The following is a 14,363-nucleotide window of genomic DNA, read 5'->3' as shown; positions in this document are numbered from 1 at the left end:
CCGTCGATGCTGAGCTCTTCTTCACTTTACGCTGCCATCGATCTCGGCTCGAACAGCTTCCATATGCTGGTCGCCCGGGAAACCGCAGGCAGCATTCAGACGCTGGCGAAAATAAAGCGTAAAGTCCGCCTTGCGGCAGGGCTGGATAAACAGAATCGGCTCTCGCAGGACGCGATGCAGCGCGGCTGGCAGTGTCTGCAACTGTTCTCCGAACGGTTGCAGGACATCCCGCAGGAGCAGGTGCGCATTGTCGCAACCGCAACCCTGCGGTTGGCAACGAATGCTGACGAGTTTCTGCAACGAGCTCAGGACATACTGGGCTTGCCGATTCAGGTTATTAGCGGTGAAGAAGAAGCCCGCCTGATTTATCAAGGCGTAGCACATACGACGGGCGGCCCGGATGCTCGCTTGGTCGTGGATATCGGCGGCGGCAGTACCGAACTGGCGACCGGGGTTGGTGCAAAAACGACCCAGCTAATCAGCCTCCCGATGGGATGCGTAACGTGGCTGGATCGCTATTTCAGCGACCGCAATCTAGAAGTCGGTAATTTTGAACACGCGGAACATGCGGCGCGTGAAATGCTGCGTCCCGTTGCCGCCTCGCTGCGCGAGCAGGGTTGGCAAATCTGCGTCGGTGCTTCCGGCACAGTACAAGCACTACAAGAAATCATGGTCGCGCAGGGAATGGATGAGTACATTACCCTGCCAAAACTGAGACAGCTTAAAGAACATGCGATTCAGTGCGATAAGCTGGAAGAGCTGGAAATTGAAGGCCTGACGTTGGAACGCGCGCTGGTTTTTCCCAGTGGATTAGCCATCCTACTAGCGATCTTCCAGGAGCTCGACATCAAAACGATGACGCTGGCGGGCGGAGCACTGCGTGAAGGGCTGGTCTATGGCATGTTGCATCTGCCCATCGATCAGGATATCCGTCACCGCACGCTGGCAACGCTGCAACGCCGCTATCTGCTGGATGCCGAACAGGCTAAGCGCGTCAGCACACTGGCAGACAACTTTCTGCAACAGGTTGCCCGTGACTGGCAGTTAGATAACCGATGTCGCGAGTTACTGCGCAGCGCCTGTCTGGTGCATGAAATCGGTTTAAGCATCGATTTTCGCCAGGCGCCCCAGCATGCAGCCTATTTGATTCGCCATAGCGACCTCCCTGGCTTTACGCCCGCTCAGAAGAAACTGTTAGCCACACTTCTGCAAAACCAGATTAACCCTGTCGATTTAATGCCGCTGAGTCAGCAGAATGCGCTGCCAGTCAATCAGGCGCAGCGCCTGTGTCGCCTGTTGCGTTTGGCGATTATTTTTGCCAGCCGCCGCCGCGATGACACGCTGCCAGCCGTACGATTACGCGTAGAAGGCGAAACACTGCGTTTGATTCTGCCTGATGGCTGGCTGGCGCAGCATCCATTACGGGCAGAAATGCTGGAACAGGAAAGTCGCTGGCAGAGTTACGTACACTGGCCGCTGATGCTGGAAGAAACCCCCGCTTAACAAGCATATATATACCCTAAATAATTCGAGTTGCAGGACAAAACGTTAACGTTTTGAACAACGCGAAGCGTTAGCGCTTTAGGGCGATGCTCAGTAATGAGCATCGTAACGCGGCAAGCGCACGAATCCCCAGGAGCTTACATCAGTAAGTGACTGGGGTGAGTAAGGACAAATTGGCTTAGCCAATTTGAACGCCGCTTGCGGTGGCTCCTCAGGGCGAGGCTCAGAGATGAACCGAGTATTGCCAACGCACATGCAGCTTGAAGTATGACGGGTATACTACTCCCCTTTTGCTTTTGCTAACATCGCCCGAATATTGGCAACGTTTGCCTGACCTTTCTGCATACGCTCTTGTGCGCTGACCACTTTCCGTTCCGTTTCCCACACGACATCATCCTGCGGCAATTCCAGCAGGAAACGACTCGGCTCAGGGTAAACCAATTCACCATACTGGCGGCGCTCTTTACACAACGTGAAGATCAATTCACGCTGCGCGCGTGTAATCCCCACGTACGCCAGACGGCGTTCTTCATCAACGTTGTCTTCATCAATGCTACTTTGGTGCGGTAGTAGTCCCTCTTCCATCCCAACCAAAAAGACGTACGGAAATTCCAGACCTTTGGACGCATGCAGCGTCATCAGTTGTACCTGATCCAGTTCCTCTTCACTTTCTCCACGTTCCATCATGTCTCGTAGGGTGAAGCGCGTCACCACCTGCGTCAATGTCATGGGCTCATCCAATTCGGAGCCTTCCAGCATTTCCGTCATCCAGCTAAATAACTGGTTGACGTTCTTCATCCGCATTTCTGCGGCTTTTGGGCTGGCCGAGGTTTCATAGAGCCAGCTTTCGTAGTCCAATCCATGAATCAGGTCGCGCACGGCGGCTACCGGCTCACGCTCTGCCAGACGGGCGATGTCCGACATCCATTGCGTAAACCGTTGCAGGGACTCCAATCCGCGCCCGGTCAGCGACTGACTCAGCCCCAAATCAAAACTCGCGCTGAACAGGCCTTTGTTGCGTTGTCCCGCCCACTCACCCAGCTTTTTCATCGTCGCCGGGCCAATCTCACGTTTGGGTGTGTTCACGATGCGCAAGAACGCACTGTCATCATCCGGGTTAGTCAGGACGCGCAGATAAGCCAGCAGATCCTTAATTTCAGGTCGGGAGAAAAAGGACGTGCCGCCAGAAATGCGATACGGAATACGGTTCTGCATCAGCATCTTTTCAAACAGACGTGACTGATGGTTACCACGATACAAAATGGCATAGTCGCCATACTGGGTCTTTTTTACAAAGTGATGGGCGATCAACTCACCAACGACCCGCTCCGCTTCGTGATCTTCGTTGTTAGCGGTAATCACTTTGAGTTCATCACCATAGCCCAGCTCCGAGAACAGCCGTTTTTCAAAGACATGCGGGTTATTGGCGATGAGAATATTCGCCGCTTTTAGAATTCGCCCAGATGAGCGATAGTTTTGTTCCAGTTTGATTACGTCCAGCGTGGGGAAATCCTGTTGTAGCAGCACCAGGTTCTGTGGACGCGCCCCGCGCCAGGAGTAAATAGACTGATCGTCATCTCCTACGACGGTGAAACGCGCACGGGTGCCGACCAGCAGTTTTACCAGCTCATACTGGCTGGTATTGGTGTCCTGATATTCATCCACCAGCAGGTAGCGTAAGCGGTTCTGCCAACGTTCGCGTACTTCAACGTTCTGCTTCAGCAACAGCGTGGGCAGCAAAATCAGATCGTCGAAGTCCAGCACGTTACAGGCGCGCAAATGTTCATGATAGAGCGAGTAGCAGTGCACAAACAGCTTGTCGCGTTCGGAACGCGCCGTCGCGGCTGCACCAGCAGGATCGATCAGATCGTTTTTCCAGTTTGAGATCGTCGAGATCAGCTGTTGCAACAGAACCTTATCATTTTCCAGCCACTTCTCCGTCAGCTCTTTCAGCAGCGCCATCTGATCCTGATCGTCGAACAGGGAGAAGTTGGATTTCATCCCCAATGCGGCGTATTCGCGTTTAATGATCTCCAACCCCAGCGTATGGAAGGTCGCAATCATCAACCCACGCGTTTCTTTGCGCCCCAGCGTTTGCGCCACGCGCTCCTTCATCTCCCGCGCCGCTTTGTTGGTAAACGTCACGGCAGCAATGTGCCGAGCCTGATAGCCACACTGGCGGATAAGGTGCGCGATTTTGTTGGTGATCACGCGGGTCTTGCCTGAACCTGCGCCCGCCAGAACCAGACAAGGTCCGGTGACGAATTCGACGGCGTGTTGTTGGCTGGGGTTTAAGCGCATAACGATCTTGCTCACTCATAAAACGGAAGGCGATTGTAGCAGAAAGCCGTATCGATCTTGACAAGGGATTTGTTATTAAGGAAAGCACGCCGCAGTCCACATCTTGCCTTACAAATGTTACATTGCGCGCCGGAATCTCTTTTGCAAAAAAGGTAACAACATGGCAAATACGGCAGCAGCGTTGCACATCCTGGTGGACACTGAACAGCAGGCTAACGACATTCTTGCTCAACTGGAAAAAGGCGCAGACTTCCAGAAACTGGCGCAAAAACACTCGACCTGCCCGTCAAAGCGCAATGGCGGTGATTTAGGTGAATTTCGTAAAGGCGACATGGTGCCTGCGTTTGATAAGGCCGTGTTTTCCTGCGAATTGCTGAAACCGTTTGGCCCAGTGAAAACCCAGTTTGGTTACCATGTGATCAAGGTGCTGTACCGCAATTAAGTCGTTAGGCCAACGTAAACAAACATAAAAAGCACGCCGACCTTCTGGTTTGGCGCGCTTTTCCTATTTTTAAACGCCTGACTACCCTATCGTCATCAGGCTAGCGTTGCCGCCCGCAGCGGCTGTATTGACACTCAGAGAACGTTCAGTCAGTAGACGCTCCAACTGAACGTAGGTATCACCCTGCGCATAACCCAGAGGCTGGATAATCGGGCCATCGCGCTCTGCAAGCGTTTTACTCAACTGCCGCAACCGATCGGCATCTCCATGGTAAATGACGCCATGAAAAGATACGTCGTGCCGCTGCCAGTCCGGCGTGAATTGAATATGCGACTGTACCTCGGCGGGTAAATACTCATAGAGCGTTTTCTCCTGCTCACCCTCCAGCCATAGCAGCTTCCCGCCCGTTGCCAGCACCGCAGCCGTCTGAATCAGGCGGTCTTCCTCATTCTCCGCCAGACACAGAATCCGCTCACGCGGCAGCAGCGTGTAGGAATTACGTTCCCCTGTCGGGCCGGGCAGCAATAGCGTTGTCCCGCTCACGCTATATTCTCTGTAGCGCTGGCATAACGCCGCCAGCCCGTGACGCTCCCCGGCAATCGCCCAGTCCTCTAGCGCCTGTAGCCCCGTCAGCAGCGACGATCGAGCAGACACATCCAGCGCCTGCTCACGGTTCTGCTGTGCGAATTCTGCCGCAAGCGCATCGTCCGGCCGATGTGTCAGCAAGCGGTACAGATAAAGCGGCCCGCCAGCCTTTGGCCCGGTTCCCGATAGGCCTTCACCACCAAACGGCTGAACCCCAACAACGGCACCGACCATATTGCGGTTCACATATTGGTTGCCCACCCTCGCCTCACCCGTCACATGCTGGATGGTTTCATCAATGCGGGTATGCACACCCAGCGTCAGGCCATATCCCGCCGCGTTGATCTGCTCAATCACGGAACCCAACTGCTGGCTTTGATAGCGAACAACGTGTAAAACTGGACCAAAAACTTCTTTTTTCAGTTCGTCTATCTTGCCCAGTTCGATCAGGGTCGGCTTCACAAACGTCCCCTGCCGCCACGTCTCCTCATCCTGCGGATACGCTGCCTGAAATACCGTATGGCCTTTCGCCCGCATCGTCTGGATATGCAGTTCCACGTTCTCTTTCGCCTCGGCGTCAATCAGCGGGCCGATATCGGTCGATAGCCGCTCAGGATTCCCCATTCGACACTCCGCCATCGCGCCACGCAGCATAGCCAGAGTGCGATCCGCGATATCCTCTTGCAGGCACAGCAGGCGCAGCGCCGAGCAACGCTGTCCGGCGCTGTCGAATGCAGAGGCAATAACATCATTTACCACCTGTTCCGTCAGCGCAGATGAATCGACAATCATCGCATTCAGACCACCCGTTTCGGCAATCAGCGGCGTCAAACGCCCCTGTGGATCGAGCCTGCCCGCGATACCGCGTTGCAGGGTTTTGGCAACGGTCGTCGATCCGGTAAACACCACGCCGCGTACCCTTTCATCGTTGACCAACGCTGCGCCAATCGTTTCTCCCTGACCAGGCAGTAATTGCAGAACACCCTGAGGGACGCCCGCTTCATGTAAAATACGTACTGCCTGTGCCGCAATCAGCGGTGTCTGTTCAGCGGGTTTCGCCAATACGCTGTTTCCTGCCGCCAGTGCGGCAGAAATTTGTCCGGTGAAGATCGCCAGCGGGAAATTCCACGGGCTGATACAAACCACCGGCCCTAGCGGACGATGGGTATCATTGGTGAATGAATCCCGCATCTGAGCCGCGTAATAGCGTAAAAAGTCCACCGCTTCGCGCACTTCCGCAATCGCGTTACTGAAGGATTTCCCCGCTTCCCGCACCAGCAGCCCCAGCAGGCTTTGCAACTGCCCTTCCATCAGCGACGCGGCCTGACTCAGTATCGCGGCCCGTTCTACGGGCGGCGTCGCAAACCAGATAGTACCGGCATGCACAGCCGTTTCTATCGCCCGTTCAACATCCCCCACAGAGGCATCGCGAACATAGCCAACCACATCGTGCACATCGGCGGGATTCAGCACGGGCTTTTCTTCGATCGCCTCACTTTCTCCCTCAATCATCGGTGCGGCATACCACGGCTGAAGCGCGTGACTCAGCAACGTGCTGGAGAGCGAGGCCAACCGATGCTCGTTCGAGAGATCCAGCCCGCTCGAGTTTTGCCGCTCCCGACCATACAACTGTCGCGGCAGAGGAATACGGGGATGCTGGGCTCCCATGCTCAATTCGACTTTTGCCAGTGCCTCTACGCCGTGAATGGGGTCGGCAATCAGCGTTTCTATCGCCATTGAGGTATCCGCAATACGGTTAACAAAAGAAGTATTCGCGCCGTTTTCCAGCAGACGCCGAACCAGATAAGCCAGCAACGTTTCATGGGTTCCGACCGGCGCATAAATACGACACGGACGATTCAGTTTACCGTCCGCAACCGTCCCCACCACCTGATCATAGAGCGGTTCCCCCATACCGTGCAGGCACTGAAACTCATACTGACCGGGATAGTAATTGTTGCCCGCCATGTGGTAGATCGCGCTTAGTGTCTGCGCGTTGTGCGTGGCGAACTGCGGGTAAATCAGATTCGGTACGGCCAGCAGCTTGCGGGCACACGCCAGATACGACACATCGGTATAGATCTTACGCGTGTAGGCAGGGTAGCCTTCCAGCCCGTCAACCTGTGCCCGCTTGATTTCGCTATCCCAGTACGCGCCTTTCACCAGACGAATCATCAGACGTCGACGGCTGCGCTGTGCCAGCTCAATCAGCGCATCGATGACATACGGGCAGCGTTTCTGATAAGCCTGAATGACAAATCCGATACCGTTCCACCCCGCCAGCTGCGGCTCCATGCAGAGTTTTTCCAGCAGATCGAGCGAGATCTCCAGTCGGTCGGCTTCCTCTGCATCGATATTGATCCCGATATCGTACTGGCGCGCCAACAGCGTCAGCGTCAACAAACGCGGGTAGAGTTCTTCCATTACACGGTCGTACTGCGACCGGCTATAGCGTGGATGCAGCGCCGATAGCTTGATGGAGATACCCGGCCCTTCGTAAATCCCGCGCCCGTTAGAAGCTTTGCCGATAGCATGAATCGCCTGCTGATAGGCAGTCAGATACGCGGCAGCATCCTGCTCTGTCAGCGCCGCTTCACCTAGCATATCGTAAGAGTAACGGAAGCCTTTCTCTTCTCGCTCACGGGCATTCGCTAGCGCTTCGCCGATCGTTTCGCCCGTAACAAACTGCTCCCCCATCAGCCGCATGGCCATATCAACGCCTTTGCGGATAAGCGGTTCACCGCTTTTCCCGATCATGCGGTTCAGCGAAGTCGACAGGTGGGCTTCATTGTGTGTCGCCACCAACTTTCCGGTAAACAGCAACCCCCAGGTAGCGGCATTCACGAAGAGCGACGAACTATGACCTAGATGCGCCTGCCAGTTTCCCCGACTGATCTTGTCGCGAATCAGCGCATCACGCGTGGATTTATCAGGAATACGCAGCAGCGCTTCAGCTAAACACATCAACGCCACCCCTTCCTGAGAAGAAAGTGAGAATTCCTGTAGCAATCCTTGCACAATGCCCGCGCGCCCATTTCCGGCTTTCTGACCGCGTAATTTTTCTGCCAGTTGATAAGCCAATTTCTGCGTTAACTGCGACATTTCATCGGTAAGTCTTGCCTGTTCAAGCAAGATAGGCACCAGTTCACTTTCGGGACGGCGGTAAGCAGACGTAATGGCAGCGCGGATAACGGACTGAGGAAGAACATGCTCAGCAAAATCAAGAAAGGGTAGGTGGGTTTCTTCTTCCTGAGATTGCGGCATAATCTCGTCCGCTTCAATGTGGCTGACGTTCGCCCATTGCGGTATTTCAGGAGTGTCGAGGCCACTTTCGAGGCGTTCGAGGTAATGGAAAATAGCCTGTTTGATCAGCCAGTGCGGTGTGCGATCAATACGCTGTGCTGCCGCCTTGATGCGTTCGCGCGTTTCCTCATCGAGTTTGACACCCATCGTGGTAGAGCCCATAGAGTCCACTCCTGTATAAGAAGATGCACATCGGGATAACGCCAATATCAACCATGTTGCAACTTTGTGCAACCTTGTTAACAAATGGAGCGGTTGCAACCCCTTATCACCTCCAGACCTCGTTCCGGCCTGAGTGATGACGATAAAACACAGCGTCGCCGCGACAGCGGCACGAAAAATAATGTGGAGAGTTGAATGACAATTAGCACACCCATGCTGGTGACGTTTCTGGTGTATATTTTCGGGATGGTCCTCATCGGCCTGTTTGCCTACCGCGCCACCAATAACTTTGGCGATTACATTCTGGGCGGACGTCGGATGGGAAGCGTGGTCACTGCCCTGTCGGCTGGCGCTTCTGATATGAGCGGCTGGCTGCTGATGGGGTTACCGGGTGCCATTTTCATTTCCGGTATTTCTGAAAGCTGGATCGCTATCGGCCTGACGTTAGGCGCATACCTGAACTGGAAATGGGTCGCCGGACGCCTGCGCGTACACACCGAAATCAACCACAACGCGCTCACCCTTCCTGACTATTTCACCCACCGCTTTGAAGATAACAGCAAATTACTGCGCGTGATTTCCGCATTAGTGATCCTGATTTTCTTCACCATTTATTGTGCATCCGGCGTAGTAGCCGGAGCTCGCCTGTTTGAAAGCACTTTCGGTATGAGTTACGGCACCGCATTATGGGCCGGAGCCGCAGCCACCATCGCCTATACCTTTATTGGCGGCTTTCTGGCTGTGAGCTGGACGGATACGGTGCAGGCCAGCCTGATGATTTTCGCCCTGATTCTGACGCCGGTGATGGTCATTTTATCGCTGGGAGGAATAGACACCTCGCTAATGGTGATCGAAGCGAAAAACCCGACCAATCTGGATATGTTTAAGGAGCTGAATTTCGTCGCTATCCTCTCGCTGATGGGCTGGGGTCTGGGCTATTTCGGCCAGCCGCACATTCTGGCGCGTTTTATGGCCGCCGATTCACACCACACGATCCACAGCGCACGCCGCATTAGTATGACCTGGATGATTCTGTGTCTGGCCGGAGCCGTGACGGTGGGCTTCTTTGGCATCGCTTACTTCAACAATAACCCGGATCAAGCAGGTAACGTGGCGCAAAACAGCGAGCGCGTCTTTATCGAACTGTCCATGCTGTTGTTTAATCCATGGATTGCCGGCGTGCTGCTGTCGGCCATTCTGGCTGCGGTGATGAGCACACTAAGTTGCCAGTTACTGGTGTGTTCCAGCGCTATTACCGAAGATTTATACAAACCCTTCCTGCGCAAAAATGCCAGCCAGAAAGAGCTAGTGTGGGTCGGTCGTGCCATGGTGCTGTTAGTGGCGATGATTGCTATCGCGCTGTCGCTGAATCCTGAAAACCGCGTGCTGGGCTTGGTGAGCTATGCCTGGGCTGGGTTCGGTGCCGCATTCGGGCCGGTGATTTTGATTTCTCTGCTGTGGCCGCGCATGACGCGCAATGGTGCGCTGCTCGGTATGATCGTGGGTGCAGCAACCGTGCTGATCTGGAAACAGTACGCCTGGCTGGGTCTGTATGAAATTATCCCTGGTTTCATCTTCAACAGCCTGACCATTTTTATCGTCAGCCTGCTGGGTAAAGCGCCATCAAAAGCAATTACCGACCGCTTCAATCAGGCGGAAGCGGAATATAAGTCTGTTTGATCAAACACGTTTGATTGCGACAAAAGTCCGGCGATAAAAAAGCTCAAAAAAAGAGGGCACAGCTAATGCTGTGCCCTCTTCTATTTCTTCTATTTCGATCACCGACAGGAATTAACCCGCAACGGCGATACGTTTCATATCCGTCATGTAGCCACGCAGCGTGCGGCCTACCGTTTCGATTGGGTGGTTACGGATTGCTTCGTTAACATCACGCAGTTGCGCATTGTCGACTTCAGTAGTACCCGCTACCGCTTTGCCCAGATCGCCCGGTTGCAGAGAAGCCATGAACGCATCTTTCAGCAACGGAACGGCAGCGTTAGCAAACAGGTAATTACCGTATTCTGCGGTATCAGAGATAACCACGTTCATTTCATACAGACGCTTACGCGCAATGGTGTTGGCGATCAGCGGCAGTTCATGCAGTGATTCGTAGTAAGCGGATTCTTCGATGATGCCGGAGCTCACCATGGTTTCAAACGCCAGTTCAACGCCCGCTTTCACCATCGCTACCATCAGCACACCGTTATCAAAGTATTCTTGCTCAGCGATTTTACCGTCGAACTGCGGTGCGTTTTCGAATGCCGTCTTACCTGTCTCTTCACGCCAGGTCAGCAATTTCACGTCATCGTTCGCCCAGTCGGCCATCATGCCGCTGGAGAATTCGCCGGAGATGATGTCATCCATGTGTTTCTGGAACAGAGGCGCCATGATGCCTTTCAACTGCTCAGACAGCGCGTAAGCACGCAGTTTTGCCGGGTTGGACAGGCGATCCATCATCAGTGTAATCCCGCCCTGCTTCAGCGCTTCGGTGATGGTTTCCCAACCGAACTGAATCAGTTTTTCGGCATAAGCCGGATCGGTGCCTTCAGCAACCAATTTGTCGAAGCTCAGCAAAGAACCCGCCTGCAACATACCGCACAGAATGGTCTGCTCGCCCATCAGGTCAGATTTCACTTCCGCAACGAAAGAGGATTGCAGAACGCCAGCACGGTGACCACCGGTTGCCGCAGCCCAGGCTTTGGCAATAGCCATGCCTTCGCCTTTCGGATCGTTTTCCGGGTGAACCGCGATCAACGTCGGTACGCCGAAACCACGTTTGTATTCTTCACGTACTTCTGTACCTGGGCACTTCGGCGCCACCATCACAACGGTGATGTCTTTACGGATTTGTTCGCCCACTTCAACGATGTTGAAACCGTGAGAGTAGCCCAGCGCAGCGCCCTGCTTCATCAACGGCTGTACTGCCTGAACCACGGCGGAGTGCTGTTTGTCCGGCGTCAGGTTAACCACCAGATCAGCCTGTGGGATCAGATCTTCGTAGGTGCCAACGGTGAAGCCGTTTTCGGTCGCTTTGCGCCATGATGCACGTTTTTCTGCAATGGCTTCAGCACGCAGGGCATAAGCGATATCCAGACCGGAATCACGCATGTTCAGACCCTGATTCAGGCCCTGAGCGCCACAGCCGACGATCACCACTTTTTTCCCTTTCAGGTAGCTCGCCTCATCGGCAAATTCATCACGCCCCATAAAGCGGCATTTGCCCAATTGATCCAGCTGCTGACGCAGGTTTAATGTGTTGAAATAGTTAGCCATGTCGTGCTCCGTATACGGTTTTGTTTGTCTGTTATTCGAGAGAAAGGATTCCCACCAGGTGGGAATTTACTATGACCCATCATATGACAGGAATTGCATTGCTTAAATTGATATATTAGCAACGTCATATTGCACTATTTGCAAGATAAAAAGCGGTTGCAAGATAAAAAACGGGGCCTGCGTCGCATGGATTTACGTGATCTCAAATTATTCCTGCACCTCGCAGAAAGTCGGCACTTTGGCCGTACTGCCAAAGCGATGCACATCAGTCCGTCCACGCTGTCGCGGCAAATTCAGCGGCTGGAGGAGGATTTAGGGCAGACGCTGTTTCTGCGTGATAACCGTACCGTACAGCTCACCGATGCCGGAGAGCATCTGAAGCTGTTCGCCCAGCAAACGCTGCTGCAATACCAGCAGCTACGCCACACGATAGACCAGCACGGGCCGTCATTAAGCGGCGAGTTGCGGATCTTCTGTTCCGTCACCGCCGCCTACAGCCACCTGCCGCCGATTCTGGATCGCTTTCGGGCGCTGCACCCGCTGGTAGAAATTAAGCTGACAACCGGCGATGCCGCCGATGCCGTTGAGAAAATTCAGTCGAATGATGGGGATTTGGGGATTGCAGGGCGCCCAGAGGCGCTCCCGGCCAGCGTGGATTTCATGCCGCTCGATAAGCTGCCTCTGGCGTTGATTATCCCAGCCCTTCCCTGCCCTGTTCAGTCGCTGGTGCGGCAAGCAGACCCTGACTGGTCGCAGATTCCGTTCATCCTGCCGGAGCATGGTCCGGTGCGTAAGCGCATCGATCTGTGGTTCCGACGCAACCACATCACCAATCCGCAAATTTACGCCACCATCTCCGGGCATGAAGCGATGGTATCGATGGTCGCGCTGGGCTGCGGCATCGCACTGATTCCAAATGTCGTGTTGGAGAACAGCCCAGAACCGGTACGTAACCGCGTTTCTGTCTTTGTCGAACAGGTAATGGAGCCGCTTGAGCTGGGCGTTTGCGTACAGAAAAAACGGCTTGGCGAACCGCTGATTGCCGCCTTTTGGGACATATTACAGGACACGCCATGAAGATAGCCTTCACTGCCATCATCACCGTCGGGGTGACGCTGCTTTCCCTCAGCCACAGCGCCCAGGCCGCCAGTTTCCCCTGCGACAAAGCTACCTCGACGCAGGAAAAACTGATTTGCGCCAACCCATTGCTCGGACAGTTGGATGAAGAACTGGCGCAGGCCTGGAAGACCTCCCGCTCGTTCCTGACGGCCTATGGCAAGAGCGCACCGTGGGAAAAAACGCTCAACCAGTTTCAGCGCAGTTGGCTAACCACCCGTGACCAGTGCAAAGACGAAGACTGTCTACGCCAGCGCTATCAGCAGCAGTTAAATCGGCTGCGTTATCTGAATGACATCGCGCAGCACGCCCTCCCTTCGCCGATTACGCCCGTGAAAAACACCACCTGCTTCCATGGCTCATTCAGCTATGAGTATGTAATGTCAGGGCTTTCCGCCGAGGAGTACCGCGATCTGGGGGATTATTTTCGGGAAATGTACGATCAGAAAGCGCCCTACCACGCCGTCAGCCTGACCATGACCAACCAGCGCGGCAAGATTGAGGGCGGCGCATCCATTGCCTTCCGCTACGGTAACAAGCTGGATGATGCTGCCTTTACGGCTCGTCAGATGAGCGATGTAGAGGCGATTGGCAAAGGCGAAAGCAGCTTCGGCCAGCAGGTGAAATTACTGCTCACCTGCATTGACGACGATCATCTGCAAATCGTCGCCTTCGGCAACAATCAGGAAGAAGGCTACCTGTTTAACTATTTGTTGGAACGCGATAAAAACCCACGGGCACAGCAGAAAACGCCGTAGCGTTGGCTATCTCTTACTCTAACGTTCAAACCACTTATCCGCCGAAAAAGCCCGCGTATCTGACTCCACTTCCTGCGCGGCTTTCTTCATGGTTTCAATATTCATCAGGTAATGATAAAGCGGCTCAAGCTGGGTAAAACCCTGTGACAGAACCGTCACCAGATCACCGGAAAACAGCGCGTCCATATCCTGCCGGGTACATATCGCGGCAAATGATTTACGGTTATACCAGTCAGCCAGTTCCGGCTCCTGATCTTTAATCAGCGGACGTTTATAGCTTTCCCCTTCCAGTGCGAAGGTACTTCCCAGACAGTTCGCCACCTCAAGAAACTGTGATGGATTACCACGCAGCGTCTGGCGGAACAGATCCATCGTATTGCGCGTCGCGCTGTAATAACCTAGTCCATAGCGCCAGGTATCCGGCGTGATTTCAAAGAAATACACCGGTGCATCGGTCCAGTCTTTGCGCGTCCGTTTGAACGTGAGCCACATATGGCTGCGATAGCGTGATTTATCGTGAGAAAAACGCGTATCGCGGTGAATACGGGAGAGGGTCTTGCCGATGGCAGGACGCGTTTCAAAATGGTCGTCAATCTGCAACATGGTCAGACTGAGCTCATCCACCAGCATGCGGAATGGCGCAACCAGTTGCTCATCGTAAACGGCACGATGCTCATCAAACCACGCTTTATCGTTGTACTGACGAACCTGCTGAAGAAACGTTAACCCCGCTTGAGAAAAACCGGTGAATTGCGTTGCCATAAAGAAATGCCATCCCTGTTGCTATCAGATGACATAAAGATAACGCCACCAACGGCGAAACACCATCGGCGGCGTGACACACTTATCCAAAGGATGAGTATTAAGGAGACTGTAATTTAAATTGTGTAATTGCCTGTTTTTGATATGTTCACTCCAAC

The 14,363-nt window shown here is 54.0% G+C and carries 9 protein-coding genes; 5 read left to right on the top strand and 4 right to left on the bottom strand.

Features of this window, described 5'->3' with window-relative positions; translation table 11 throughout:
• Positions 1-6 precede the first annotated feature (6 nt).
• Positions 7-1,503, top strand: coding sequence for an exopolyphosphatase (gene ppx / locus ACKQAD_RS02155; RefSeq protein WP_409158632.1), 1,497 nt, complete (start codon positions 7-9; stop codon positions 1,501-1,503).
• Between the two features lie 279 nt (positions 1,504-1,782).
• On the opposite strand, the gene rep is transcribed toward ppx, so the two are convergent.
• The gene (rep, locus tag ACKQAD_RS02150; protein ID WP_409158631.1) at positions 1,783-3,804 is read right to left on the bottom strand and encodes a DNA helicase Rep; all 2,022 of its coding nucleotides are present in this window, start codon (positions 3,802-3,804) and stop codon (positions 1,783-1,785) included.
• 160 nt (positions 3,805-3,964) lie between these two features.
• On the opposite strand from rep, the gene ppiC reads away from it, so the two are divergent.
• Positions 3,965-4,246, top strand: coding sequence for a peptidylprolyl isomerase PpiC (gene ppiC, locus ACKQAD_RS02145; RefSeq protein WP_015842110.1), 282 nt, complete (start codon positions 3,965-3,967; stop codon positions 4,244-4,246).
• A gap of 81 nt (positions 4,247-4,327) precedes the next feature.
• On the opposite strand, the gene putA is transcribed toward ppiC, so the two are convergent.
• Entirely contained in the window at positions 4,328-8,296 is a 3,969-nt protein-coding gene (gene putA, locus ACKQAD_RS02140; RefSeq protein ID WP_409158629.1) for a trifunctional transcriptional regulator/proline dehydrogenase/L-glutamate gamma-semialdehyde dehydrogenase, read from the bottom strand.
• A gap of 195 nt (positions 8,297-8,491) precedes the next feature.
• On the opposite strand from putA, the gene putP reads away from it, so the two are divergent.
• The gene (putP, locus tag ACKQAD_RS02135; RefSeq protein ID WP_409158628.1) at positions 8,492-9,976 is read left to right on the top strand and encodes a sodium/proline symporter PutP; all 1,485 of its coding nucleotides are present in this window, start codon (positions 8,492-8,494) and stop codon (positions 9,974-9,976) included.
• Positions 9,977-10,087: 111 nt separating this feature from the next.
• On the opposite strand, the gene ilvC is transcribed toward putP, so the two are convergent.
• Positions 10,088-11,569, bottom strand: coding sequence for a ketol-acid reductoisomerase (ilvC, locus tag ACKQAD_RS02130; protein WP_409158627.1), 1,482 nt, complete (start codon positions 11,567-11,569; stop codon positions 10,088-10,090).
• A 186-nt stretch (positions 11,570-11,755) separates the two neighbouring features.
• Between ilvC and ilvY the strand changes: the two genes are divergently transcribed.
• The gene (ilvY, locus tag ACKQAD_RS02125; RefSeq protein WP_119889096.1) at positions 11,756-12,646 is read left to right on the top strand and encodes an HTH-type transcriptional activator IlvY; all 891 of its coding nucleotides are present in this window, start codon (positions 11,756-11,758) and stop codon (positions 12,644-12,646) included.
• Positions 12,643-13,443 (top strand): lysozyme inhibitor LprI family protein, encoded by an 801-nt coding sequence (locus ACKQAD_RS02120; RefSeq protein ID WP_409158626.1) that lies wholly within the window; start codon positions 12,643-12,645, stop codon positions 13,441-13,443. The genes ilvY and ACKQAD_RS02120 overlap by 4 nt, the downstream gene beginning before the upstream one ends.
• Positions 13,444-13,461: 18 nt before the next feature.
• On the opposite strand, the gene ACKQAD_RS02115 is transcribed toward ACKQAD_RS02120, so the two are convergent.
• The gene (locus ACKQAD_RS02115; RefSeq protein WP_409158625.1) at positions 13,462-14,205 is read right to left on the bottom strand and encodes a DUF2461 domain-containing protein; all 744 of its coding nucleotides are present in this window, start codon (positions 14,203-14,205) and stop codon (positions 13,462-13,464) included.
• Positions 14,206-14,363: the final 158 nt, after the last annotated feature.

Origin of the sequence: Pectobacterium artocarpous (assembly GCF_046159765.1) — a bacterium.
Classification (GTDB): domain Bacteria; phylum Pseudomonadota; class Gammaproteobacteria; order Enterobacterales; family Enterobacteriaceae; genus Pectobacterium.
Note: the sequence above shows the minus strand (reverse complement) of the source record. Positions and strands in the feature narration are given on the sequence as shown.

Coding starts and splice junctions, on each gene's coding strand:
- putA (WP_409158629.1), bottom strand. CDS start 8,296: ATGGGCTCTACCACGATGGGTGTCAAACTCGATGAGGAAACGCGCGAA.
- ppiC (WP_015842110.1), top strand. CDS start 3,965: ATGGCAAATACGGCAGCAGCGTTGCACATCCTGGTGGACACTGAACAG.
- ppx (WP_409158632.1), top strand. CDS start 7: ATGCTGAGCTCTTCTTCACTTTACGCTGCCATCGATCTCGGCTCGAAC.
- ACKQAD_RS02115 (WP_409158625.1), bottom strand. CDS start 14,205: ATGGCAACGCAATTCACCGGTTTTTCTCAAGCGGGGTTAACGTTTCTT.
- ACKQAD_RS02120 (WP_409158626.1), top strand. CDS start 12,643: ATGAAGATAGCCTTCACTGCCATCATCACCGTCGGGGTGACGCTGCTT.
- ilvY (WP_119889096.1), top strand. CDS start 11,756: ATGGATTTACGTGATCTCAAATTATTCCTGCACCTCGCAGAAAGTCGG.
- putP (WP_409158628.1), top strand. CDS start 8,492: ATGACAATTAGCACACCCATGCTGGTGACGTTTCTGGTGTATATTTTC.
- ilvC (WP_409158627.1), bottom strand. CDS start 11,569: ATGGCTAACTATTTCAACACATTAAACCTGCGTCAGCAGCTGGATCAA.
- rep (WP_409158631.1), bottom strand. CDS start 3,804: ATGCGCTTAAACCCCAGCCAACAACACGCCGTCGAATTCGTCACCGGA.